This window comes from Pseudoalteromonas sp. 3D05 (assembly GCF_002723455.1).
Taxonomy (GTDB): domain Bacteria; phylum Pseudomonadota; class Gammaproteobacteria; order Enterobacterales; family Alteromonadaceae; genus Pseudoalteromonas.
Map to the genome: position 1 here is coordinate 1 of NZ_PDUS01000014.1, position 23828 is coordinate 23828.

At 38.8% G+C, this 23828-nt stretch carries 25 protein-coding genes; 10 read left to right on the forward strand and 15 right to left on the reverse strand.

All coding sequences use genetic code 11. From position 1 onward, the window contains the following. Positions 1 to 155 precede the first annotated feature (155 nt). Positions 156 to 623 carry a YcxB family protein gene (locus CSC79_RS13900; RefSeq protein WP_099296368.1) on the forward strand — a complete coding sequence of 156 codons (468 nt, stop codon included), beginning with the start codon at positions 156 to 158 and terminating at the stop codon, positions 621 to 623. Between the two features lie 26 nt (positions 624 to 649). Here CSC79_RS13900 and csrA read toward each other — a convergent pair whose 3' ends face one another. The 6 genes from csrA to ribA form a co-directional block, all read right to left on the reverse strand. Continuing rightward, positions 650 to 841, reverse strand: coding sequence for a carbon storage regulator CsrA (csrA, locus tag CSC79_RS13905; protein ID WP_099296369.1), 192 nt, complete (start codon positions 839 to 841; stop codon positions 650 to 652). An 83-nt stretch (positions 842 to 924) separates the two neighbouring features. Next, entirely contained in the window at positions 925 to 2148 is a 1224-nt protein-coding gene (locus CSC79_RS13910) for an aspartate kinase (RefSeq protein ID WP_099296370.1), read from the reverse strand. Positions 2149 to 2154: 6 nt separating this feature from the next. Further along, positions 2155 to 4755 carry an alanine--tRNA ligase gene (gene alaS / locus CSC79_RS13915; RefSeq protein ID WP_099296371.1) on the reverse strand — a complete coding sequence of 867 codons (2601 nt, stop codon included), beginning with the start codon at positions 4753 to 4755 and terminating at the stop codon, positions 2155 to 2157. Positions 4756 to 4774: 19 nt separating this feature from the next. Next, on the reverse strand, positions 4775 to 5227 hold the full coding sequence (locus tag CSC79_RS13920) for a regulatory protein RecX (protein WP_099296464.1): 453 nt from the start codon (positions 5225 to 5227) through the stop codon (positions 4775 to 4777). An 8-nt stretch (positions 5228 to 5235) separates the two neighbouring features. Further along, positions 5236 to 6024, reverse strand: coding sequence for a BPSS1780 family membrane protein (locus tag CSC79_RS13925; RefSeq protein ID WP_099296372.1), 789 nt, complete (start codon positions 6022 to 6024; stop codon positions 5236 to 5238). A gap of 78 nt (positions 6025 to 6102) precedes the next feature. After that, positions 6103 to 6726: a GTP cyclohydrolase II gene (gene ribA / locus CSC79_RS13930; protein WP_099296373.1), complete on the reverse strand. Its 624-nt coding sequence runs from the start codon at positions 6724 to 6726 to the stop codon at positions 6103 to 6105. A gap of 259 nt (positions 6727 to 6985) precedes the next feature. On the opposite strand from ribA, the gene CSC79_RS13935 reads away from it, so the two are divergent. Further along, positions 6986 to 8065 carry an energy transducer TonB gene (locus CSC79_RS13935; RefSeq protein WP_099296374.1) on the forward strand — a complete coding sequence of 360 codons (1080 nt, stop codon included), beginning with the start codon at positions 6986 to 6988 and terminating at the stop codon, positions 8063 to 8065. A gap of 39 nt (positions 8066 to 8104) precedes the next feature. Here the strand turns inward: CSC79_RS13935 and CSC79_RS13940 are convergent, their stop codons facing one another. The 4 genes from CSC79_RS13940 to CSC79_RS13955 all read right to left on the reverse strand — a co-directional run bounded on the left by CSC79_RS13940 (position 8105) and on the right by CSC79_RS13955 (position 9679). Beyond that, entirely contained in the window at positions 8105 to 8554 is a 450-nt protein-coding gene (locus CSC79_RS13940; protein WP_099296375.1) for a low molecular weight protein-tyrosine-phosphatase, read from the reverse strand. Beyond that, on the reverse strand, positions 8554 to 8985 hold the full coding sequence (locus tag CSC79_RS13945) for a Replicative DNA helicase (protein WP_099296376.1): 432 nt from the start codon (positions 8983 to 8985) through the stop codon (positions 8554 to 8556). The genes CSC79_RS13940 and CSC79_RS13945 overlap by 1 nt, the downstream gene beginning before the upstream one ends. 50 nt (positions 8986 to 9035) lie before the next feature. Then, positions 9036 to 9251, reverse strand: a complete 216-nt coding sequence (locus tag CSC79_RS13950; protein WP_099296377.1) for a TIGR02450 family Trp-rich protein — start codon at positions 9249 to 9251, stop codon at positions 9036 to 9038. A gap of 92 nt (positions 9252 to 9343) precedes the next feature. Further along, positions 9344 to 9679 carry a zinc ribbon domain-containing protein YjdM gene (locus tag CSC79_RS13955; protein ID WP_099296378.1) on the reverse strand — a complete coding sequence of 112 codons (336 nt, stop codon included), beginning with the start codon at positions 9677 to 9679 and terminating at the stop codon, positions 9344 to 9346. Positions 9680 to 9851: 172 nt separating this feature from the next. Here CSC79_RS13955 and CSC79_RS13960 point away from each other — a divergent pair, with 172 nt between their 5' ends. Continuing rightward, positions 9852 to 11408, forward strand: coding sequence for a HAMP domain-containing sensor histidine kinase (locus CSC79_RS13960; RefSeq protein WP_099296379.1), 1557 nt, complete (start codon positions 9852 to 9854; stop codon positions 11406 to 11408). Beyond that, positions 11408 to 12085: a response regulator transcription factor gene (locus CSC79_RS13965; RefSeq protein ID WP_099296465.1), complete on the forward strand. Its 678-nt coding sequence runs from the start codon at positions 11408 to 11410 to the stop codon at positions 12083 to 12085. The genes CSC79_RS13960 and CSC79_RS13965 overlap by 1 nt, the downstream gene beginning before the upstream one ends. Before the next feature lie 30 nt (positions 12086 to 12115). Here the strand turns inward: CSC79_RS13965 and CSC79_RS13970 are convergent, their stop codons facing one another. The 3 genes from CSC79_RS13970 to CSC79_RS13980 form a co-directional block, all read right to left on the reverse strand. Beyond that, positions 12116 to 12979 (reverse strand): delta-class carbonic anhydrase, encoded by an 864-nt coding sequence (locus CSC79_RS13970; RefSeq protein WP_201796683.1) that lies wholly within the window; start codon positions 12977 to 12979, stop codon positions 12116 to 12118. Between the two features lie 220 nt (positions 12980 to 13199). After that, entirely contained in the window at positions 13200 to 13448 is a 249-nt protein-coding gene (locus CSC79_RS13975; RefSeq protein WP_099296380.1) for a hypothetical protein, read from the reverse strand. A 94-nt stretch (positions 13449 to 13542) separates the two neighbouring features. Next, complete coding sequence (locus tag CSC79_RS13980) at positions 13543 to 14148, reverse strand: M23 family metallopeptidase (RefSeq protein WP_099296381.1); 606 nt, start codon at positions 14146 to 14148, stop codon at positions 13543 to 13545. Positions 14149 to 14314: 166 nt separating this feature from the next. On the opposite strand from CSC79_RS13980, the gene CSC79_RS13985 reads away from it, so the two are divergent. The 5 genes from CSC79_RS13985 (at position 14315) to CSC79_RS14005 (ending at position 19881) form a co-directional block, all read left to right on the forward strand. After that, on the forward strand, positions 14315 to 15463 hold the full coding sequence (locus CSC79_RS13985) for a hypothetical protein (protein ID WP_099296382.1): 1149 nt from the start codon (positions 14315 to 14317) through the stop codon (positions 15461 to 15463). 143 nt (positions 15464 to 15606) lie between these two features. Further along, positions 15607 to 16080: a YqhA family protein gene (locus CSC79_RS13990; protein ID WP_099296383.1), complete on the forward strand. Its 474-nt coding sequence runs from the start codon at positions 15607 to 15609 to the stop codon at positions 16078 to 16080. 246 nt (positions 16081 to 16326) lie between these two features. Next, positions 16327 to 17226: a LysR substrate-binding domain-containing protein gene (locus CSC79_RS13995; RefSeq protein ID WP_099296384.1), complete on the forward strand. Its 900-nt coding sequence runs from the start codon at positions 16327 to 16329 to the stop codon at positions 17224 to 17226. A gap of 392 nt (positions 17227 to 17618) precedes the next feature. Beyond that, complete coding sequence (locus CSC79_RS14000) at positions 17619 to 18158, forward strand: heme NO-binding domain-containing protein (RefSeq protein WP_099296385.1); 540 nt, start codon at positions 17619 to 17621, stop codon at positions 18156 to 18158. Position 18159: 1 nt separating this feature from the next. Beyond that, positions 18160 to 19881, forward strand: coding sequence for a response regulator (locus tag CSC79_RS14005; protein WP_099296386.1), 1722 nt, complete (start codon positions 18160 to 18162; stop codon positions 19879 to 19881). A 61-nt stretch (positions 19882 to 19942) separates the two neighbouring features. Here the strand turns inward: CSC79_RS14005 and CSC79_RS14010 are convergent, their stop codons facing one another. Continuing rightward, positions 19943 to 20128 (reverse strand): hypothetical protein, encoded by a 186-nt coding sequence (locus tag CSC79_RS14010; protein ID WP_099296387.1) that lies wholly within the window; start codon positions 20126 to 20128, stop codon positions 19943 to 19945. A gap of 172 nt (positions 20129 to 20300) precedes the next feature. Between CSC79_RS14010 and CSC79_RS14015 the strand changes: the two genes are divergently transcribed. Next, positions 20301 to 22484, forward strand: a complete 2184-nt coding sequence (locus tag CSC79_RS14015) for a response regulator (RefSeq protein WP_099296388.1) — start codon at positions 20301 to 20303, stop codon at positions 22482 to 22484. A gap of 109 nt (positions 22485 to 22593) precedes the next feature. Here CSC79_RS14015 and CSC79_RS14020 read toward each other — a convergent pair whose 3' ends face one another. Continuing rightward, positions 22594 to 23349: a transporter substrate-binding domain-containing protein gene (locus CSC79_RS14020; RefSeq protein WP_099296389.1), complete on the reverse strand. Its 756-nt coding sequence runs from the start codon at positions 23347 to 23349 to the stop codon at positions 22594 to 22596. Positions 23350 to 23828: the final 479 nt, after the last annotated feature.

The following is a 23828-nucleotide window of genomic DNA, read 5'->3' on the forward strand; positions in this document are numbered from 1 at the left end:
TATACTGCGTTATCGATTTTAACAATAGAACCACTATTAATTGCAATCAATGCCTTGCCTAAATCGCTTTTAATTCCAACTGAAACTCGAATCTTGAGGTGATTTGGGTATAGTCTTGTTAAAATACATTAACAGTTAAAATCTATAGCCTAATTATGCAATTTAATACTAGCTACACACTTGATAAGCCTTACTTTTATGAATGTTTCGATGAGTCACTTCCCTACAGTGCACAAGCCAAACCTAAATATGCTTTTTTAGTACTTTTGATCAGTTTAGGGTTTATTTCTATTTATGCCTTAGATCAACACTATCTTGGTAACTTTATGATTATGGCAGCCGTTGTTGAATGCGTTGCCTTTTACTATCGCAGGCCATGGTGGGTAACACGTCAAATGCTCAGCCGCGCATCAGGTTCAAAAGCAAAGTTAACGATTGATGAAGCAGGGTTTAGTAGTGAAAACCCACACAAGAGTTATCAAATTACATGGCAGCAAATTGATGATGTTATTTTCACACCTCGTGGAATTTTACTAAAACATAAAAAAGGCATGCAGTATTTATCTAACAGCGTCCTCAGTGATGAAGCTATCGACTACATAAAAAAAAGAGCCGCTAAATAGCGGCTCTTTTATATTAAATAAATTGATTAAACATTACCCGGACTAGGGTTAGACTTTTCAGCTTGAATACGCATGTAAATTTCTTCACGATGAACTGAAACGTCTTTAGGTGCATTAACACCGATACGTACTTGATTTCCTTTAACACCTAGTACAGTGACAGTTACTTCATCACCAATCATTAGGGTTTCACCTACTCGACGAGTTAGTATTAGCATTCTCTTGCTCCCATGTTCCAATAAATTAAAAGATTCCGCTTTCGTATCTTAAAGAAAATAAACCTTAAAAGTAAGTAAAAACTCTAAATCGATTCACTTTCTGTCAAAAAAACTTTATGTAATGCACGAACAGCTAGCTCTAAATATTTTTCTTCGATCAAAACTGATATTTTAATCTCAGATGTTGATACAAGTTGCACCCTAATATTCTCTTGAGCTAATGCATCAAAAAATAAACTTGCCACACCTGAATGTGACTTCATACCAACACCAACCGCTGATACTTTAGCGACCGCACTGTTTCCAGAAATATCGGTACTACTAATAATATGGCGGTTATTTTGCAATACTTCAAGCGCTTGTTCAAAATCATTGGTGTGCACCGTAAAAGCATAGTCTACTTTATCAACATTATGATTAACTTGATTAATCATATCTACTTCGATGCCACTCTCAGCAAAAAGTTTCAAAATGGCCGCCAAGTTATGTGTGCCACTTTGTACTCCATCTATACGAACTAAACTTTCATCACGATTAAAAGCAATGCCAGATACTACGGATTTTTTCATATCGGTTTCTTCAAAACTAATCAAGGTGCCTTGATCTGGGTTAAAACTAGACAATACACGAATGGGTAGATTGTACTTCCCCGCCGCTTCAACGCAGCGAATATGCAATACTTTAGCACCTAGGCTAGCCATTTCTAACATTTCTTCAAAAGTGACATGGCTCATTCGCCGCGCTTTAGGCTCTATTCGAGGGTCTGTGGTATAAACACCATCAACGTCTGTATAGATTTGGCACTCGTCTGCACCAATTGCCCCCGCAACTTCCACGGCAGAGGTGTCTGTTCCACCTCTTCCTAACGTAGTGATATTTCCCTCTATGTCTCGCCCTTGAAAACCGGCAATGATGGCAATGCGGTTATGTTCAAGCTCGTGTTTTAAACGAGTGGCTGCCACATCAGTAATGCGTGCTTTACCAAACATATTGTCGGTTTGAATATTAACTTGGTCGGCAAGTAAGCTCACCGCAGAATGGCCACGTTTAATAATAGCCATAGCAAGTAAAGCGATTGAAACTTGCTCACCTGTGGTGACTAAAACATCAAGTTCACGGCTGCTCGGGCGAGCATCGATTTGTTTTGCAAGATTGATAAGGCGATTAGTCTCTCCAGACATTGCAGAGAGCACTACCACCACTTGATGACCTTGTTGCTTGGTTTTCACAACAAGGTCGGCGACGGCTTCAATACGCTCAATAGAGCCTACCGAAGTGCCACCGAACTTTTGAACTATAAGGGCCACTTAAATTTATGCGCGCTCAGTAAGCCAAGCTGTCACACTGTCTAAGGCTGTGCTTAAGTTCTCTGGCTGTGAGCCACCAGCTTGCGCCATATCAGGGCGACCGCCGCCTTTACCACCGACTTGTGAAGCCATGTGATTGACCAGTTCTCCAGCTTTAACTTTGCCGGTTAAATCTTTAGTAACACCCGCAATCAGGCTAACTTTAGCACCATCAGCAACACCAAGGGCAATAACACCTGAGCCAATCTTGTTTTTCAGGTCATCAACCATGCCACGTAAAGCTTTAGATTCAGTCCCTTCTACATTCGCAACAAGCAGTTTAACGCCATTAATTTCAACAACAGAATCAAGTAGCGATGCGCCTGCGGCACTGGCTAGTTTATCGTTTAGCTGTGCAATTTGCTTTTCAAGACCTTTTGACTTTTCAAGTAAAGCAGTTACTTTTTCAAGTACTGATGCGCTGTCGCCTTTAACAAGAGCAGCTACGTCGTTTAAGTGTTGTTCTTGCTCGCTAACGTAGGCAATCGCGTCAGCACCTGTTACCGCTTCAATACGGCGAACACCCGCAGCAATGCCACTCTCTGATACTATTTTGAATAAACCAATATCACCAGCACGCTTAACGTGAGTACCACCACATAGCTCAATTGAGTAATCACCAATGGTGACTACGCGCACTTCGTCATCGTATTTTTCACCAAATAATGCCATCGCACCTTTTGCTTTAGCATCATCAATAGCCATAAGCTCGGTATTTAACTCAAAGTTACGACGAATTTCGTCGTTCACTACGCGTTCTATTTCACGAAGCTCATCTTTTGTTACGGCTTCAAAGTGCGAGAAGTCAAAACGTAAACGCTCAGGATCAACTAAAGAGCCTTTTTGCGATACATGATCACCCAACAATTGGCGTAATGCTTCATGCAAAATATGTGTAGCTGTATGGTTCTTTTTAACGCGCTCACGACGTGCGTCATCAATTGTCGCTTCTACCTTATCGTTAACACCTACACGCCCAATAACAGTACCGTGATGGGCAAACGCGTTACCTAGTTTAGTGGTATTGGTAACAGCAAACTCACCACCTGCAACTTTTAATGTGCCTGTGTCGCCAATCTGGCCGCCTGACTCGGCATAGAACGGTGTACGATCAAGTATAACAATACCCTGTTGACCATCTTCGAGTACTGAAACAGACTCACCTTGGGCAAACATTTCAATCACAGTGCCACTGTATTGAGTCGCATCGTACCCTTTAAAGTCAGTGTGTTTATCAGATTTTAATTGTTGATTGTAATCTGCACCAAACTTACCTGCTTGCTGTGCAGTTTTACGCTGCACATCCATGCACTCTTGGAAACCTTGCTCATCAATCGTCATAAAACGTTCGCGGGCAACGTCAGCGGTTAAATCAGCAGGGAAACCGTAGGTATCATAAAGTTTGAATACTAATTCACCCGGGATCACATCGCCACTTAAGTTCGCTAAGCTATCTTCTAAAATAGCTAAGCCACGCTCAAGCGTTTTACCAAACTGTTCTTCTTCGATACGTAATACTTTTTCAATAATTTCTTGTTGCTTAGCAAGCTCAGGGTACGCTTGACCCATTTGCTCGATTAGAGCAGAAACTAACTTATAGAAAAACGCGCCTTGTGCACCTAACTTATTACCATGGCGCACAGCACGACGGATAATACGGCGCAGCACATAACCACGGCCTTCATTTGATGGCATGACACCGTCTGAGATTAAAAAAGCACATGAACGGATATGATCCGCAACTACACGTAGAGACTTGTCATCCATATCTTGAGCATTGGTTACTACCGCTGCTGCTTTGATTAAACCCTGGAATAAATCGATTTCGTAGTTTGAGTGCACACCTTGCAAAATAGCGGCTATACGCTCAAGTCCCATACCAGTATCAACAGACTGCTTTGGTAGTGGCTCCATAGTGCCGTCACTTTGACGGTTATATTGCATAAATACCAAGTTCCAAATCTCGATGAAACGGTCACCATCTTCTTCAGGTGAACCTGGAGGCCCGCCCCAAATTTCTTCACCATGGTCATAAAATATTTCAGAGCATGGGCCACACGGACCTGTATCACCCATTGACCAGAAGTTATCAGCGGTATCAATGCGGATAATACGCTCGCTTGGTAAACCAATGTCTTTTGACCAATAATCAAACGCTTCTTCATCTGTGTGGTAAATAGTAACAAGCAGCTTTTCTTGAGGAAGCTTCACTATTTCAGTTAAGAACTGCCACGCAAACTTAATCGCATCTTGTTTAAAGTAATCACCAAAGCTAAAGTTACCTAGCATTTCAAAAAACGTGTGGTGACGCGCCGTATAGCCTACATTTTCTAAATCGTTATGCTTACCGCCAGCACGAACACAGCGTTGTGAGCTGGTTGCACGGTTGTAAGGACGGCTTTCTGCGCCTAAAAATACATCTTTAAATTGCACCATACCGGCATTATTAAATAATAACGTCGCATCGTTACCCGGGATCAGCGAGCTTGATGGAACAATTTGGTGTTGTTTAGCGGCAAAAAAGTCTAAAAACTGTTGCCTGATCTGTGCGGTAGTCATGTGCTGCATTTGAAAGTCTCACCCATTTTTACTGTGCTTGCATTGCAAAATCTATTTGTTCGTAACTGAACCCTCGATACATCAAATAGCGTGTACGCTTGGCTTTTTCTTTGTAATCGAAATCGTTCTGTGCATTTGAATACTTTTTTAAATACGCTTCCTGCGCCAGTTGAAACCAGTCTATCTCCATAGTTTCAACAATTGTACTGAGCAAGGCTCTATCAATTCCCTTAGCCATGGCTTCGCTTTGTATACGCTTTAGGCCATGCTTTTTAGCAATATGGCGACGCACAAACCCTTCAACATAACGCTGCTCATTTATAAAATTGTGCTCTTCACACCAATCTAATAAAGCCTCGATAAATTCAGGCGTCGCCTCTTTTTGCTGTAATTTCTTTGTTAATTCACGCCGTGAATACTCTTGTCGTCCGAGTAACCAAAGTACGTAATTTTTCAGCTTTTTTTTAAGCGTGTCATCCATCTGCGTCATTAAGCGTCAAAACGCCCGGTATCATTAGACTGCGTAGGCTCTGTTGGTTCGCTTTGCGTTGGTGGTACCACAGGCATAAAAATAGCTTGGTATGATACAAAAAAGCTAATGTAGCAAATTGGCATTAAAACCAACAGCGGTATAAAAGTTAAAAACGCAGATATAACAATAAATACGGCACAAATAGCACCATAAACACTTAATGCAGCGACATTATGGTAGAACACCATTAACGAGCTTTTTAATACTTCAAGAATACGTTTTTGCTGATTAAAGTAAACCAAGGGTACGGCATAGGCAAACGCAGTAAGGTAGAACGAAATAGCGATTAAAAACAACGCTATATTGGCCATAGAAATACTGTCAATCACTTGCTGTAATGCAACATTAGGGTCAACATTCGGATCGCTCATAATAGCAACCGCTTCTGCAAATAGACCATTAGCAAGTAATGCCATTAGTACTCCAGCTGCCATTTGATACAGCGCTAAACGCAGGAGTCCAAGGCGGTTACCTTTAGCTGAGAAAGGCTTAAGTATATCCGCCAACATAATTTTGCCGCCTTGCTGTTTGGTCAACACTGCTTGATAGAAGCCCGCGGTTAAAAATGGGGTTGCCAGTGCAGCAATGATTTGTAAGAAAGGCAAAAATAGTGATAACAACCCAACTATGCCGATAAATAAATGCATAAATATAAAAGTAAGCGGCTGGGTTTTAAAAATAAGCCAACCGGCTTTGAACCACTTAACACCAGCATCAGCTTTAAATACTCGTAACTCGATTGACATACATGCTCTTAATTTAAAAACAAAACACGCCGAGTATAACTCGGCGCTGGATGGTATTACAGAGGTGAGGCCGCAAAACTACGGTTTTTTAATCTTCTTTATGTCTAACATGTGCGCGCCATGCTTTATTTTTGTTTCTAAGTAAGACTTATTACCTGCTACACCCGCTTTGATATGAGCGTGAGTGCCAATAACGGCATCAACTTCAATACCGGCATCTTTTAAAGCATTTAGCTTTTTCGGGTTATTGGTCATTAATTTAACATGGGCCAATCCCATTGCCTCAAGCATTAAAACAGCATCAGAAAAATCACGTAAATCATCTGCAAAGCCCAAATGATTATTTGCTTCGTATGTGTTCATACCTTGGGACTGCAGTACATAAGCATCAATTTTATTATACAAGCCTATGCCTCGGCCCTCTTGGCGTAAATAAAGTAAAATCCCTCCTTGATTGTGCATCATCTCAATACACTCATTGAGTTGCTCACCACAATCACACCGCGATGAATGAAACACATCACCGGTTAAACACTCTGAATGCATGCGAATAAGCGGCACTTTTTGCTCACTATCAGCGCGATTAAACACCAAAGCTACATGCTCTTGCCCATCATTTAAGCCGCTGAACGAAATTATTTCTGCGGGGATATCACTGTTTTTTCCAACGTTAAGCTGGACTCTAGCTCTTACTTGCGCCACGACAAATCCAAATATAAAAGTAAATGCGATACATTAAATGTGATACTATCACAAAAAAGACACGGATGTATGATCACCGCATGAAGTGAAGACTATATTGAGGCTATCACTTACAATTCAAGTATTATACCCAAGCAACCTCAAGATGCGAGCGTCGTTGGAATTAAAAGCCACAGTTAACATTTAATATTACTGCGCATAAATGACACCTGCGTACCTATTTGGTAGTATTCGCCAACACAAAGTAATAAGGATTATTATGAAGGTATCAACTTTAGTGCTGTGTCTCGGTTTAGCTTATAGCAACTATGCAGTGGCAAATGAAACTTTAAACGCTGATTTTAAAACCGCCTACCAAAATTATTTAACAGCCCAACAAGGGGATGAAAACGCCTACCCTTTTGCTAAACAAGCCTACACTTTAGGAAAGCAGTTATACGGCCCAACATCAGATAACACAGCAAACCTTGCGACTAATTTTGCAAATGCACTTAAAAACAAAAGCAAAGAGTCAAAAGCTGAGCGTTATGATTTGTTTAAAAGTGCTTATAACATATTAGCCAAAAACCACTCTGAAAATAGTTTAATCTTGGTCGATTCGCTAACAGGTATGGCTAACAGCGCCTCAACCGCCTCTCATGCAGTGGATTTGTATGATCAAGTAATCGCTCTTGCAAAGCACAACAACCAGTTTAAGCTAGCAGCTGACTTGCAACTAGCCGCAGCCAAAGACTTTGCCTATTCACACTTTGGCAGAAAACATCTAACAGCACGCAAATACTTAAAGCAAGCCGATGAATATTACACACAAAATTTACCTGAAAACTCAGTTGAGCGTATCAAAGCTGATTTTTTAGTGGCTGCATTTGCACAAGGAAAAAAGAAATATAACAAAGCGATTAAACGTTTAAACCGCATTGTAAACGTATTTGATAATGCGCTGAGCTTTGATCATCAAGCAGAGCTCAGTGCGCATTCTAAGCTCGTTCACCTTTATGAACTAAAAGGTCAAAGTGAAGAAGCTACCAAGCACTGTATAGCGATTGCTAAAATGGTGCCATGGAATGAAAATCAAGAGCAAACTCCGCTCTATCGAGAAAACCCTGATTATCCTTTAAGTAAGGTTAAACAAGGACGCAGCGGCTATGTACAAATGGAATTTGATGTCACACCAACTGGATTTGTAGAAAACATCAGTGTGTTAAAATCGGTTGGTGGAATTGCGTTTGAAAAAGAGGCATTAAAAGCCATCGAAAAGTGGCGTTATGCACCTAAATTTGAAGATGGCCGTGCCGTACTGGCCAAAACTAAGGTGCAACTTGATTTTAAAATACGTTAAACACCTTATTAATCAAAAATAGCCCTGTTATGGGCTATTTTATAAAGTATCGAGAATCGCTTCGCTCGCCTCTTCAATTAAATCAACTACATGCTCAAAGCCATTTTCTCCGCCGTAATAAGGGTCTGGAATTTCGTCAGTCACTGAATTACCGTAACTTAAAAACAAGGCTAACTTATACTGTAAATGGGATGGGCAAAGCGCGGTCAAATCAGCCAAGTTAGATTTATCTGCCGCCAGTATTAAATCAAAATAGTCAAAGTCGTGAAGGCTAACTTGGCGCGATTTCATACCGTTAAAGCTGTAACCACGCTTTAACCCTGCGGCCTGTGAACGCTTATCAGGTGGACTACCTGCGTGGTAACCGATAGTGCCAGCGGAATCGACCTCTATAGCGACTTTACGCTCAGCCACTTTTGCCTTTAAAACAGCTTCTGCTGTGGGTGAGCGACAAATATTACCTAAACACACCACCAACACTTTTTTCATCACTTATTCCTTGGGCCTTTTAAGTCAGCTAATAAGTCTTCAATTTCCGCTTTGAGTTCTTTATCTGCAATTTTATTCGCACTCACCTTGGCTGCTTCAAGCGCTTTAATAGCTTGCGGTTGTTGGCCTAATTCAACATGCATAGTTGCTAATGAGTAACCTATTGATGACATGTAATCTTTAGCATTAATAGCTGATGCTTTAGCCTGTGCTTTTTCGTATAGCGTAATGGCATCACTGAATTCGTCAGTAAAATCAGCTAACGTTTCCCACTGCACTGGATGATCTTTTTCTGTGTTATCGTTTTCTATACACAGGGCTTTGAGATCATTGTAAAGCGCGTCAAATTTCTTTTGATCTTTTCTCTGCGCAGCATGAACAAGATCGCCAGCAAGATTTAGTACACGTTTATACAGCTTTGTATTCATCATTTTAAAGACCCTTTATTGTAGAAATGAAATAATAACACACTCGCCGATTTTTATTTCCACCCTTGGAGCCACACGTCTTGCTCTTTAAGCTGTCGCCAATCAATTAATTGAGTTCGTTTTGACATTACAGCTTCTATTTCACAATGGATGACCACACCCTCTTCATCAAATTCAATGTCGGTAATTATAAAGTGTTTTTCTTTATTGATCGGTGATACTGCTGTCCACTTACTGCGTAATAATTTGCGAGGATTTATTTGGTTCATTGGCATGCCTTTGATAGTAAATTAAGTTTATACGCTTATCAGTCTTTACTCGTTTTATACAACAAAACTCTAATTACACAGCGTCTGTCTTATCAAGCTTTTTTTACAAACTTAGCAGTTACCATCATTTCACCAACGCCATCCACTTTACAGTCAAGCTCATGATCTTTTGTATCTTTAATCCAGCGGATCACGGCTTTAGTACCAATTTTAATTACCTGAGAGCTGCCTTTTATTTTCAAGTCTTTAACCACAGTCACTTTGTCACCCTCAGCTAACAGTGTTCCATTGGCGTCTTTAACTTTAACAGCATCATCGTCGTCATTTTGAGTGGGATCCCACTCAAACGCACATTCAGGACAAATTAATAGAGTTTGATCTTCATAAACATAGTCAGACTGACATTTAGGACAAGAAGGTAGAGACATAATTAGCACGCATAAATAAATTTTTGCTTATGGTAATAGCTCATCATGGTTTTGTCTATTGAGGTGAATGAGTGAACTTTTTTACAGAGCTGATTAACCTGTGCTCTTTGTTTTATTGCTTAGCAAAAGCCTTACATGTACCCTTAATCGACTTTTTGAATTAGTAATTATTATGTATAAACGCAAACTGTTTTATTTTGGCCTGACAACCGCCTTTTTCTTGTTTTTAGCACTACTAAGCACCGCAATATCATCCCACCTTACACGTGAAAATTTACTGCAAAGCAATATTGCACATTCATTATTGGTGGAGCATGAAAAGTTATCGAGTATCTCATACCGATTATTTAAGCAGCTAACAGATGAAATTATTTTCGGTCAAAATGCCAATCAAGCGTATGTTCGTAAAAAACAAAATCTTATTCAACAATCACTAAATCAAATAAAAAAGCTAGAAATAGAACAGCGTAAAGCATTAGGTATCTCCTTTACAAAAGGCAGTATTGAAGACACTGATGAACTTGTTCGAATGATTGATGAGATCACCGTTGAATTTAGGGCTGTTGTTAGTAGCAAAAATACAGCCCCTCTCAATCAGCAGGCCAAGTTAAAACGATTATTAGAAGTCACGATAGATGATCAGTTCAGAGAAGCGATTAACTCTGCAGTTGCACGTCAGACTCGTGTCGTTGCAGCAATTAACGCTAAAATGGATATGCTTAACACCACCATATTTTGGTTTGCGATTGGCTTAGGAGGCCTTTCAATCCCACTTATTTTGTATGGCTGTTACTGGCTTTTTAATCAACTTTATCAACCGCTTATTTTAATAGCAAACGCCACCAACTCGATAGCAATGGGGCACTACCACAAACCCATATCGGTAAAACTAGACGATGAGTTTGAAGAGCTCGCAACGTCAATTAATCAACTTGCGTTGCGCCTGCAACAACATGAAAACAATGCTGTTCAATCAAGAAAGCAGCTGGAGCTTGAAGTTAAGCAACGTACGAGCGAATTAACAGAAGCTAATCTGTTATTGACTAAAATAGACTCCCGTCGTCGCCAATTTATTGCTGATGTGTCTCATGAATTGCGTACGCCATTAACCATTATACGAGGCGAAGCACAAGTTACACTTAGAATGAAATCAGTGTCCGTAGATGATTATAATCAAACACTCAACTCTATACTCGGACAAGCCATTAGCTTAAGCCGTTTAGTGGATGATTTATTACTCTTAACACGGGCAGAAATGAATCAAATAAATCTAGAAGTCTCCCCCACTAAGATAGTGCCGCTAATAAAAACTGAAGTCACCAAATGGCAAAAACTAAACCCAACTCGAAGTATTACCTATATAACCCAGTCAAATTTAAACCATGCTGTTGTCACTATTGATACCCAACGCATACAGCAAGTGCTGGCTATTTTATTTGATAATGCTGTTAAATATTCAAGCTCAGAGCAACCCATAGAGATTAGCCTCACAATAACACAGTCATTAGTCACTGTTTCTATAGAGGATCATGGTGAAGGAATTTCTGCTGCTGAGGTTGATAATATTTTTGAGCGTTTCGTACGTTTTAGCAAACACAATGAAGGGCTCGGGTTAGGGCTCCCTATTGCAAAAGCAATTATAGAAGCACATAGCGGTACTATTAATGTTACCTCAACCCAAGGGCAAGGCTCTGTATTTTCAATTTCTTTACCAGCTGGACAGCCATGATGAACATCTTACTTGCAGACGATGAATTACCTCTATTAAACTTTTTATCACGTGGCCTGCGTGCTGAAGGCTACGATTGCAGCACCTTAAACGAGTTACACGAAGTGCTGCCATATATTAAAAAGCATTCACCTCATGTTGTAATACTCGACAGGCTCTTTGGCTCGCAAGATAGTTTGTCCATTCTCGAAGCGATAAAAACCCTTTCCCACCCGCCTATGGTGCTTATGTTAACAGCATTGGATGAAGTAGCAGAGCGTGTTAAAGGGCTGGAAAAAGGTGCTGATGATTACCTTTGCAAACCCTTTGACTTTGATGAACTTTTAGCACGTGTTATCGCATTAAAACGTCGTATGAATACTGCACATTCGGATCATCAAGCGTCAACCGCTATTGGCTCCTTGGCTTTACTGACTCAGCAAAGAATTGCATTGCTCAATGAGACTGAGTTAACACTGACAAAAATTGAATTCGAATTACTACTTTATTTTGTCGAAAACCAAGACAAGGTATTGTCAAGAGAGCGAATATTAAGCCGTGTCTGGCAAACTTATAATGAGCCTAATACCAATATCGTAGATGTGTATGTGAGTAAGTTAAGAAAAAAAATTGAGAGTGAGCCTAATCTTACAATTCAAACTTTACGCGGCAACGGGTATAGAATGAGCTTAAAATAGCGCGAGAAAATAACTCGCGCCAAAATTATTTTACTTGCTAATCGGCGATAGTAGTTTTGGGTTTTGTACTAGGTTACGAACACCATGGGCGTGATCTTCTTTAAATACATTGTCGTTACACCATTGGCCAACACTATTGATATTTACCACAGCAACTTCAGGCCTAACACTCCAGCTAACTTGTAATGGCGACGCTTTTTCATTATACCCAGGGCCTGTTGTGGAACCTAAATACTCAATGGGGTTACCGGTATTAGTTGGTATATTTGGCGCTTGATAATAACCATTTACTTTTTCGATGTGAGTGAGCTTTGAAAAGTTAACCGCATTTTTATCATTTGCTAATACAATCACCTGCCCTTCAACACGTAAGCTTGGGTTCATCGTACTATCAGCTAAACATGCACCGAGTGTAGGCCCAGGTTTAACTTGTGCTGATGAATAAACAAAATGCACCTCAAGTGTGTCCCCTACATTCAACGAACTCCCTTTCGCTGAACACACCTTGCCTTTTACAGGTTGTAACTGTGAAGCCGATAACTGGCCATCATAAATGTACCCAGTGTTGTGTCCTTTGCCATCTCCATTGCCTGCAAACGTGGTAAATTCTCCCCCTTTATGCTCTGCATTTTTATGAAAGTGAATATTACATAAATTGAGGTTACCGCGATTTGGAGCAGTACCAAAGCTGCGAAGGTTAGTACCATAAGCTTGGTCAATGTCGCGTGGAGATTGAGGCCCGTAGCCTTGAGTATGAGTGTTTTTTTCAAGCGCGACCCGCTGTGCTTGAATAACGCTATCACTCACTGCTTTTGCATTTATTACATCACTTGTCAGAGCTAGTGCCCCAAAACCAATAATTGTTACACACTTTGAAATCATCGTTTGTTTCATGTTGTTTATGCCTTTAAAAAGTTCATAAACCCATGTTATTGAAAGTATCTAAAAAAAACTTATAGGGAAGATTAAAATTAGATTAAAAAAGTAACGACACTCATAAAATAACAACAATTTCGAAAAGTGAGTAAGAAGAAGGTAAGGCCGACCCACTGCCATTATTTAGCACTGGGTCATTTTGATAAACTATGTGTATAAAAGCCTGCAGATAATGTGACTAATGGGGTTTTTTAGAACCACCACGCACTAGATCTTTACCGTTTTCATATACTTCTTGCGTAACCCAACGGCCCAACAATAATTTATGCTCATCATCAAGCACGGCGATAAATGGACGTTTATTACTGTTGTGGGTTGCCAAAGCCAAGCCTGAAACATTCTTTAAGCCTAAGCCTCCGCTCTCAACTAAACGGATAAATGCGTCGAGCTCCTCAAGGGTGTCAATGACATCGTTATCGTTAATCATACTGTTTACTCTTTAACAAATTAATGAGCATATAATACCAGTTATGAAATATTTGATAAATACGAGTTACTTAATTCGCACACTAATCATCATATTATAGCGCGCGATAACGCATACCTTCCTCAAGCCCACATTGGTGGGGGTGCGTATTTTTAAACGTGACAGGCACTGTTTGTCCACAAGGTAGCTGGTTATACTGCGGTGGTAAATTGGGGCCACATTGCTGCACATCAAAATGCAAATGATGCCCGCCAGTTTGGCCGGTATCACCACTTTTAGCAATCAGCTGCCCTGCATTAACTTGCTCACCCATTTCAACCAATACGCCATTATGAGTAAGGTGTATATATCGTGCTATTGTGCCATCATCATGCTGTATAAATACAAAGTTTTCATGCAAATCTTGACCATTACCATCATGAAACTGTTCACGCAATGCAACCACGTGACCTGCTCTTGCTGCAACAATGGGTGTGCCGATTGGCATAATAAAATCTAGCGCATATAAACCAACTCCATGGTTTGATTTTCGGTAATGCCCAGTCGAGACAACAACCTCATGCTCAGTTCCTGGCTTAAAGGGTAATATATAGGGCGTGCTCTCTTGGGAGCTGTAAACACTGCAATCCACTTCAGGTTGTGCAGTTACGCTAGAGGCACCAATAAAAAACAGCGTGGTGATCAAACAATACATTTTCATTTATTTTGTCCAATTTAAAATAACTTAGACGAAAGAAAAAAAAAAAAGTTTAAACCTCCTGTTAATTAAAGTTGTATTGATACTAATCGATTTTATTTGCGCTAACCTTTTATCCATAGGATAGTAACCCTAGCCTACAAATAAGCTGTAACTAAATAGGATACTCATGAAAAACGTTTTACTTGCTACCGGCATAATCGCTTCATCGTTTAATGCCCTTGCAGCAAACTTAACAACGGAAGAGCTGCGAATTGAAAAAGCCACAGCGGCTATGCCAAATGTAGTTACTGCGTTTTCTGACGACGTCGCTTCGCTAAAAGAATCATGGCAAAGTGTCAGTAGTTATCAGCAAGCAACCGATTTAATTAATAGCTACGCAAAGCAGCTCTGGCGCGATGCTAAACAACGCATAGTCAAATCCAACAGTTTTGACGACCGCGAGCTATACTGGGCTCGCTTGCAATCAAGTAAAGTGATACGCGCTAGTAAACCAGGCTTTGCTATGACCGATGCAGAGCAGTCAGCACTTCTAACGATGCTAGAAAACGGTAGCCGGGGTCGCACTGAGCTTGCTTATACTAAAAATACCGACAAAAAAATTCTACTAACAGGCTTTGACCCATTTCTACTTGATAGACATATTAATCAAAGTAACCCCTCAGGTGTCGCTGCCCTATTATTAGATGGGCAAGTCATTAAATATAAAGGTGTAACGGCTGAGATAAATACGGTTATGGTACCGGTTCGTTATACCGACTTTGATCAAGGTATTATTGAACAATTGCTTGCGCCTTACTACGCATTAAACAATGTTGATATGGTTGTTACGGTTAGCATGGGCGGTAAAGACTTTGACCTAGAGCGCTTCCCAGGAAAACGCCGCAGTGTAACAGCGCCTGATAATGCCAACATTGTTTATGGTGGTACGGCCACAGATCCAAAAATATCGAGTTTAAATGATCGCCCCCTGCCTGGTAATGAGTTTGTGGAATTTAGTCTACCGGTAAAACAAATGCAAAAAGCAGCTGGTCCTTTCCCGATCAATGATAATCACAAAGTAGTCACTCTTGAAAAAGCCTTTGAGCCTAAGTCTTTAAAAGAGCTTGAAGGCGCAACGGCTGTGAAGGGAGGTGGCGGCGGTTATCTATCTAACGAAATTTCGTACCGCAGCATTCGCCTACGCAATGAACTTAATTCAGATATTCCAACTGGGCATATCCACACCCCCCGCATTGCGCAGTTTGAGCCTAAAACTGAAGCTAAAATAGTACAACAAATACAAACAATGCTAGAAATGAGTTTAACTGCATTATAGCGCCATACCATAAGCGGCAACTATCATAAAAAAGAGGAAAGGTGCCCCCTTTCCCTTTTAAATATAAACTGAAAAAATCGAGTAAGGTCGCCAATTTACTGTATGCTTACTAAGAGTATTGTTATGATTTAAAGTGAGTAATCATGGAACGCATTTTCCAGAACAGCCGTTTTCTTGTCCTTATCGCAGTACTAACTGCTGCCATTTCTGCATTTCTTGTCTACATTTCATGCATCAATATCGTATTTCATCTTGTCAAAGCAACAATTTTTAATTTACCTGACTCCGCAAAAGGTGGCAAAGAGCTTATTGTAGAGCTATTAAAGGTTTTAGACTTATTACTAATCGGTATTACACTTCAAGTAATAACGATTAGTTTATATCGCTTATTTATCACGCCAAATAGGCCGCATAAAAGCCAGTTTCTTGCCGCTTTTCATATTGAAGACTTTCATGACTTAAAAATCACTTTAGTGCAAGTTACATCCGTTGTGCTAGTCATTCTATTTTTAGAACATGCTGTAGAATTTGGCGGTACTATTGAGACTCTTTATTTAGGTATCGCCGTCTCGGTGATTGTAGCCGCTTCTACATTTGCTTGGCGATCGATGAAATAAACCGGGTATGCCAACTGGCCATACCCATACTCAATGTATAGCGCAGTTTTAACCAAAAATTGAAGTTAAGAAATTTAAGCGATGATTGAACAAAGCTTAAATAAAGCATCAGTTGCTGCTTTTTTCATACACAAGAGTGACAACGTATCCCCTTCATTTTAATAGCGCTTAATAAATATTGAATTTTATTCACCTATTCTTGTTTTTAATTTATCATTTATTAAACGATAGTTCGGCAATGAATTAATGAAACTTAAATACCCCCCACTACACTTGCTTAGTATTTTTGAAGCCGCTGCAAGATTAGAAAGCTTTAAAGCAGCTAGTGAGGAGCTTTACATAACCCCTTCAGCAGTCAGCCACCAAATTAAGGCCTTAGAGTCACATTTAGGGTTTGATTTATTTCAACGTAAAAGTCGAGGCGTCACAGTAAATAATGCTGGCAGAATCTACCTACAATATATTCAAAAAGGCTTAGGCCAATTTGAACAAGGCACAAAAAAACTACAACTACGCTTTGCATCACCCACCCTTAAAATTACATGTTTTACAACTTTAGCCAGCAATATGCTCATCCCTCAACTCGGTGCATTCCAAGCGGCTCACCCTGACATTGAGATAAGAATCGAAATCGGCAACAAAGTATCTGATTTGCAATACGAAGATATTGATTTAGCTATTAGATTAGGTGATGGAAACTGGCCAAACAGTATTGTTCATAAATTAACTGACATTCAAATCTCAGCGGTATGCTCACCTACTTTTGCAAATGAACACAAACCCCATTTACTCAAAGATATAAGCCACCTACCATTAGTTGACTTCACCTATGTCGACGACGCCTGGTCATATTGGGCAAAATATGTAGGGTTAAATCTAAAAGAAAATAAACGCTCACTGAGCTTTAACGATTACGACTCAGCAATCAATGCTGCCGCACAGGGCCTAGGAATGGCATTAGCGATGTTTCCAATTGAAAATATTCCATTAAGCAGAGGGGTCATTGTAACGCCGTTCCAAAATTCCATGCCTTACGCAAAATCATTATATGCAGTGTACCGCCCTGAAGACGCCGAGCGTCACGATATAAAATGTTTTATTAATTGGCTAAAAAAATCGGACCTCATCTCCAGCAAGGGTGAATAGCATTCACCCTTAGCGTGAATATTATCCTTTTGTCAGACTTATTGTTTGTTTCTAAAATGAGCGTAATTAGAAGCAAATGGAATGATAAATCATGCTCGCCAAGGTCATACAGCTCACTTTTCGCGTAATAGCGATTACCATTATTTTAATGCCAATAATCTTAAATGTGGTAATTCGCGGAAGTGTAGTGACGTCTTTAATTTTTATTCCGCTCATCTCATTGGCTCTACTATTCACCAGTATGTATTTGGACAGTAAACTAGCACAATTATTAACGAATAAATTAAGCAATAGGTAAGCTCCTCAGCTACCTCTTTTAAAGGTGAGACCTATTATTGTATTTTTTACGATTCTATCTACACTTTAATTAATACAGTTCAAAGAGCATTTATATGAAAGGCATAGTCTTTACCGAGTTTCTAGAGATGGTCGAAAATGAATTTTCCTATGAAGTAGCTGATAAAATAATAGAAGAAAATTCACTATCTTCCGATGGCGCCTATACCAGCGTAGGTAATTACGACAATAAAGAACTCATAATGCTCGTAACCTCTTTGAGTAATCACATAAATACCCCAGTTGATGAACTAGTTCATGCCTATGGAAAGTATTTACTAAATCGATTTTTTATCCTTTTCCCACACTTTTTTGATTCGGTAACTAACACATTTGATTTTCTTGACACAATCGACCGTCATGTTCATATCGAAGTAAAGAAACTATATAACGACACTGAGCTACCGAATTTTGAAACAATTCGTATCTGCCCATCAAAAATGCAGATGATTTATCGTTCAGGTAACCCATTTGCTTGTTTAGCCGAAGGGTTAATTGAAGGAGCGTGCGAGCACTTCAAAGAAGATATTGCTATCCAAAGCGATATAGAACCAGGCTATCAAACAGCCACCTTCACGTTAACAAAAGTAGCTTGAAATGGATGAGGAGCTTTATAAAAGGCGCTTAGAACGAGAGCGTCGTGCTCGAAAAGAGGCAGAGTCTCTTTTAGAGCAAAAGTCATTTGAATTATACCAAGCAAATCAAACGCTCAAAAATTCAGCTGAAACACTTGAGCAAGAAGTCGCGGCTCGTACTAGTGCTTTAAATAAAGCAAAAGAAGAAGCCGATGCTGCCAATCGTGCAAAATCAATGTTTTTAGCGAATATGAGCCATGAGATACGCACGCCAATGAATGCTATAATTGGCATGGCTTATCTAGCATTAGATACAGATTTAAATGACAAACAATACGACTATGTCGAAAAAATTCAACAATCCGCTAAGTCATTGCTGGGCATCATCAACGACATTCTAGATTTTTCAAAAGTAGAAGCTAGTAAGCTTGAGCTCGAGAATGAAACCATAAACGTTAATGATTTTTTAGCTAACCTTGCTAATTTAGCCAGTAGTTTGATAGAAAAAAATAATATTGAAGTCAATTTTGAGATCGATGATGCCGTTCCCGATTTTATCATTGGCGACGCATTAAGACTTAATCAGGTTTTGCTCAATTTATTAAGTAATGCAATTAAGTTTTCTAATGGAAACAATGTAACACTTAAACTAACGGTGTTAGGTCAAAAAAAAGACAGTATTGATATTAATTTTAAAGTTTTAGATCGTGGCATTGGTATGAGTAAAGAGCAAATAGAGTCTTTATTTAAACCTTTTTCACAAGCTGATATATCGACAACTAGAAAGTTTGGCGGAACCGGGTTAGGGCTTGTTATCAGCAAGAAGATTGTTGAGTTAATGGGAAGTGAAATACGTGTTGAAAGTCACATAAATAAAGGGAGTTGTTTTGGGTTTGATGTGTCTCTAGGTCAGCCATTAATACAAACTATAAGCACTCACCCTATTTATAAACACAAACGCGCACTTATTATTGAGCAGCTTAACGTGAGCGAAGCCATTCTTTACGACATGCTCAATAAATTAAATATCACCACAGATACAATAAGTTTTCACGATAAGAAACTCACAACGCCTAATATTTTAGATAACTACGATTTTATTTTTATTGACTGGCATATTCTCAACCAACCAGAAAATACAAGGCTCATAAAACTTAAATCACAACTGTCTATTAATATTAAAAAGCTCATAATCCTCACTTCATTTGAAAACAAACAAGTAAAAGATTGTCTTGTTAATTTTAACAAAAGTGCTGACGAACTGTTGTTAAAACCTATTATCAAAGGCAATTTAAACAAAACACTTGAGCATATGATGGGCATGTCTAGAAAGAAAAGCAGTCAAGCTGATAACACCTGCTTAAAAGATCTTCTAGGTGCTAAAATTTTACTGGTGGAAGACAATCCATTAAACCAACAAGTGGCCTCACAAATACTGCGCAAAAATGGCTTTATTGTAGATATTGCATGTGATGGTCTTGAGGCACTAAAAGCTATTCAAGCTGCTGATTACGATTGTATTTTGATGGATTGCCAAATGCCTAATATGGACGGTTACACTGCTGCAATTGAAATTAGAAAGCAGCCTAAATATGCTACTATCCCAATCATCGCGATGACTGCTAACACGATGGCAGCTGATTTAAATAAAGCAAAGCAGTCAGGTATGCAAGGCTACATAGCAAAACCAATCGAAGTAAAAAAAATGTTTGATGTAATTGCAGAGCAACTAGGAAGCAAATAGTAAAGCTGGTTTTTAAGCTTTTAATAGAGGGCCAAACCACACAGTCTGGCCCTTTGGTTAATCAATAAAGATCGGCTCTCATAGTCAAAGACACATAATTGCTAAATTCAGGCTGTGTTATATGCCCACCTTCGGCCATTCTTTCCAATAATGTACGATACGTTGCCGTATCAGTTGCATTGCCAGCATAACCGTATAAGTCTAAGTCCAATAAATCGTTTAACAGCAGCAGTCCTTTTTCAAACATGCCAACTTTAAACTATACTCACTTTATTACTGGTAAAGACTCACATCTGCTAGTGACAAGCCGCGTATTTTATAAGTAAATAAAAAAGCAGCTTCCATTAAAAAATAGCTAATTAGGTGTTATTTCCATAGGATTACTAAATAGTTAAAACTGACAAACATAGAGCAATGTAATGATCAAAGCGCAAATACCCGAAGATGAAATTTCGAGGCTAAAAGACTTGTATGAATATGACATATTAGACACTGAAGCTGAAAAAGTATTTGATGACTTAACAAAACTTGCCGCTGATATTTGTGAAACTCCTATCTCGCTTATTAGTTTAGTTGATCCTACAAGGCAGTGGTTCAAGTCTAAATACGGTATTGAGGTGAATGAAACTGAACGAGATATCGCATTTTGTTCTCACGCTATTTTGCAAAAACAAATTTTTGAAATTCAAAATACGCTTATAGATAAACGCTTTCATGACAATCCCCTTGTAACAAACGAACCAAATATTCGCTTTTATGCTGGAGCTCCCTTATTAACACCAAGAGGCAATGCTATTGGTACATTATGTGTTATCAGTGACGAGCCAAAAAAACTAGATGAGAAACAGGTCAATGCCCTGACTATTTTGGGCAAAGAGGTTGTTACCCAGCTCGAACTTAAACTACACAATAAAAAGTTAGCTAATGCCCTAAAGAGTCAACAAGCACAAAACCAAGAACTAATAAAACTTAAAGAAGAAGCCGATGTTGCCAGCCATTTAAAGAGTAAGTTTTTAGCAAATATGACTCATGAGCTGAGGACCCCACTACATGGGATTTTAAATTTAGCAGAATTTGGACTCGCTGAAACAACACTATCCGATAAGGACAGCTCGTTAACTAATATATTAAATTCTGCACGTTACTTATCAAATATAGTGAATGACATATTAGACTTTTCAAAAATTGAAGCTAATAAGCTAGAAATAGAACACATCAGTTTTGATCTTAAAGAAGTTGTTAATCATGTTGTTAAACCTCATTTGAAGCAGGCAACCAAAAAAGGAATAAAACTCAGTTTATTTATAGATCCCAAATCAGCCGCCACTTTACAAGGCGACCCTATCAGAATATCCCAAATTTTAAATAACTTATGCTCAAACGCCATTAAGTTTACCAAACAAGGGAAAGTAGAGGTTAATATCAATGTCAAAGAGGTCGCCAAAAACTCACAAACCATAGAATTTGAAGTTATTGATACCGGGGTGGGTATTGACGAGTCAGTGCAAAATAATTTATTTAAAGAGTTTCACCAAGCAGATATATCAACGTCTAGGCAATATGGTGGGACTGGGCTTGGCCTGACGATTTGTGTTCGCTTAAGTGAATTAATGAATGGCAAAATTCATTTTACAAGTACAAAAGGTAAAGGGTCTAGGTTCACTTATTTACAAACTTTTGATACTTCAAACTCTAGCAAAATCCAAAGCTCAAAAATGGCAGTGACCGACTTGCAAGGCTGTCATGTTTTGGTTGCTGAAGATAATAAAGTGAATCAAATAATCGTTAGTAAAATGCTCAAAGCGCATAACGCCAATGTGATATTCACTGATAACGGCAAAGAATGCGTTGAGTATTTTAAAGCAAACCCTGTCGACCTGATCTTTATGGATATCCAAATGCCTGAAATGGATGGTATGCAGGCAACTAAAGCTATTAGAGCAACTCAGAATGGTCAATCTGTTCCAATCATCGCGATGACCGCAAATACAATGAAACAGGATATAGAGTACTATTTAGATATTGGTATGGATGGTTATTTGACCAAACCTTTTGATAAAACAAAGCTTAATCGCTTGTTGAACGTATACAACCCAAATAACCTTGATTTAAAAAATTTAGCCATAAAGATAAGCGACCCTAATACATCGCGAGATTGGAAACTAAAACAAATCTGCAAGGAGTTAAAAGCCCTCATCCCAAACTCAAACCGCGTAAGCCTTTGGTTATTTAATAAAGATTACAAAGCCATTAATTGTTTGATTTGCCTCGATGAAAACAATCAAATCATTTGTGATACATCGCTTACGGCCAATGACTTCCCTGAATACTTTAATTACATTTTAAGAAACCAAGTGCTTGATGCCTCCGATGCCAGAAACAACGAAATTACCAAGCAGTTTAATCAATCATACTTTGAACCGTTTGATATTTATTCATTACTAGATTACATCTATTTAATTGACAATAAGCCTCTAGGCGTTATTTGCTGCGAAAGTGTGGGATCACAAGTCATATGGAGTCAAGAAGATAAAGAATGTTTAGTTAAGATTGCTGATATTACAAACTTATTCTTATCTCAGCAGATAAAACAAGTTAAATAATACCCATTTTAAAAACCTTGTTGAGCTCAAGAAACAGCTAAGCACATAGCAGCAATAATTAACCCCCCTAAATAATAGGGGGTTTTAAAAATTGATTTAATCAAAACGGTTATTGATAACTCATTACTTTTTGCTGCCATTTGCTGTCATGCTCAAGTGTAGTTACTAAGTCCTGCAAATGATGAAAAAGTAGCTCCTGATTTTTAGGCACTAATATGCGTCTATGGTATTTGTCATGGGGCTGGGCTGATAGGTGAAATACAGTTTCCTTAAGGGAGTCAGGCAAAGAATACTCATACATGGAGCGTCCAATAATTGCCGCATCAATCCGCTTCTTGGTTAACATAGCTAGTAATGCTTCTTCATCAACAGTATCGATTCGATGCACCAATCCTTGCGCAACAACTTCGTTGATACCAGCATAATAAAACCCACGAACCCCTCCTAATGTCTTCCCAGTTAAAGAGTCTGCCGATTGATATTCAAAAGGCGACGATTTTAAAGAAACAACTTCATCTCTATCATCAAACACTTTACTAGTCCAAAGGTACTTTTGCTCAGCGCTATCTTTAAACCACTTAGGGTTTACACCCAGTAAGATACCATTCATTTCACTACGCTCGAGCATCACCTCAATACGCTTTCTTGGCACGTATACTAAATTAAATGTGTATTTGCTACTAAGACGGTTTAAATGTTGAGTAAATTCAAAATATAAACCTGCTTTAGTTTCAATATCGATAATTAATGGCGGTTGCAAATGATAAGCATACACCGTCACCTCTGCTTTACTTTGTTTAGCAAGCACTAAAGGGCTTAGTAATAGTAATAGTAATAATAATAATAAAAACCAATACTTTGTCATATAGGCCTTATGTTAAGAAAAATGCGTGATTTAAGTTTTTACAACTCAAATATAGCTCATGGTTTACAGTTTATCTTTAAATGTATGATGTGCTCTGTAATGATTGGCAAAAATAAAATAGATATTAATGCGTTATATAAGTGAATTTATCTTGCGCACCTGATCTAATTTAAAGGTGATTGATACAATCGTGAGATATAACTTCTTACAGGCAAGTAATTAGAGACCACAATTACATAAATGCTGATAGTGGCTTTGATTAATAATGAGTGACAAGTTTGAATAAGCTTATATCAAGACTGTATATAAAAATGATCAAATTCAGCATCACCTAACGCCTCTTAAGAAGCCTCTGTAATGAGTGGCAGTTTATATAGTTTTGAAAAGTATATGGCTCAACGTTTGTACCGATATTAAATTAACTATTACGTGGAAAAAAGCTATAAGCTTTTATTTAAGCGGAATTTTCACACACAAAA

What these genes read in the sequence shown, in the direction of transcription:
- CSC79_RS13900 (WP_099296368.1), top strand. Translation starts at nt 156, where the DNA reads ATGCAATTTAATACTAGCTACACACTTGATAAGCCTTACTTTTATGAA.
- csrA (WP_099296369.1), bottom strand. Translation starts at nt 841, where the DNA reads ATGCTAATACTAACTCGTCGAGTAGGTGAAACCCTAATGATTGGTGAT.
- alaS (WP_099296371.1), bottom strand. Translation starts at nt 4,755, where the DNA reads ATGCAGCACATGACTACCGCACAGATCAGGCAACAGTTTTTAGACTTT.
- CSC79_RS13920 (WP_099296464.1), bottom strand. Translation starts at nt 5,227, where the DNA reads ATGGATGACACGCTTAAAAAAAAGCTGAAAAATTACGTACTTTGGTTA.
- CSC79_RS13925 (WP_099296372.1), bottom strand. Translation starts at nt 6,024, where the DNA reads ATGTCAATCGAGTTACGAGTATTTAAAGCTGATGCTGGTGTTAAGTGG.
- CSC79_RS13935 (WP_099296374.1), top strand. Translation starts at nt 6,986, where the DNA reads ATGAAGGTATCAACTTTAGTGCTGTGTCTCGGTTTAGCTTATAGCAAC.
- CSC79_RS13940 (WP_099296375.1), bottom strand. Translation starts at nt 8,554, where the DNA reads ATGAAAAAAGTGTTGGTGGTGTGTTTAGGTAATATTTGTCGCTCACCC.
- CSC79_RS13945 (WP_099296376.1), bottom strand. Translation starts at nt 8,985, where the DNA reads ATGATGAATACAAAGCTGTATAAACGTGTACTAAATCTTGCTGGCGAT.
- CSC79_RS13950 (WP_099296377.1), bottom strand. Translation starts at nt 9,251, where the DNA reads ATGAACCAAATAAATCCTCGCAAATTATTACGCAGTAAGTGGACAGCA.
- CSC79_RS13955 (WP_099296378.1), bottom strand. Translation starts at nt 9,679, where the DNA reads ATGTCTCTACCTTCTTGTCCTAAATGTCAGTCTGACTATGTTTATGAA.
- CSC79_RS13960 (WP_099296379.1), top strand. Translation starts at nt 9,852, where the DNA reads ATGTATAAACGCAAACTGTTTTATTTTGGCCTGACAACCGCCTTTTTC.
- CSC79_RS13965 (WP_099296465.1), top strand. Translation starts at nt 11,408, where the DNA reads ATGAACATCTTACTTGCAGACGATGAATTACCTCTATTAAACTTTTTA.
- CSC79_RS13970 (WP_201796683.1), bottom strand. Translation starts at nt 12,979, where the DNA reads ATGAAACAAACGATGATTTCAAAGTGTGTAACAATTATTGGTTTTGGG.
- CSC79_RS13975 (WP_099296380.1), bottom strand. Translation starts at nt 13,448, where the DNA reads ATGATTAACGATAACGATGTCATTGACACCCTTGAGGAGCTCGACGCA.
- CSC79_RS13980 (WP_099296381.1), bottom strand. Translation starts at nt 14,148, where the DNA reads ATGAAAATGTATTGTTTGATCACCACGCTGTTTTTTATTGGTGCCTCT.
- CSC79_RS13985 (WP_099296382.1), top strand. Translation starts at nt 14,315, where the DNA reads ATGAAAAACGTTTTACTTGCTACCGGCATAATCGCTTCATCGTTTAAT.
- CSC79_RS13990 (WP_099296383.1), top strand. Translation starts at nt 15,607, where the DNA reads ATGGAACGCATTTTCCAGAACAGCCGTTTTCTTGTCCTTATCGCAGTA.
- CSC79_RS13995 (WP_099296384.1), top strand. Translation starts at nt 16,327, where the DNA reads ATGAAACTTAAATACCCCCCACTACACTTGCTTAGTATTTTTGAAGCC.
- CSC79_RS14000 (WP_099296385.1), top strand. Translation starts at nt 17,619, where the DNA reads ATGAAAGGCATAGTCTTTACCGAGTTTCTAGAGATGGTCGAAAATGAA.
- CSC79_RS14005 (WP_099296386.1), top strand. Translation starts at nt 18,160, where the DNA reads ATGGATGAGGAGCTTTATAAAAGGCGCTTAGAACGAGAGCGTCGTGCT.
- CSC79_RS14010 (WP_099296387.1), bottom strand. Translation starts at nt 20,128, where the DNA reads ATGTTTGAAAAAGGACTGCTGCTGTTAAACGATTTATTGGACTTAGAC.
- CSC79_RS14015 (WP_099296388.1), top strand. Translation starts at nt 20,301, where the DNA reads ATGATCAAAGCGCAAATACCCGAAGATGAAATTTCGAGGCTAAAAGAC.
- CSC79_RS14020 (WP_099296389.1), bottom strand. Translation starts at nt 23,349, where the DNA reads ATGACAAAGTATTGGTTTTTATTATTATTATTACTATTACTATTACTA.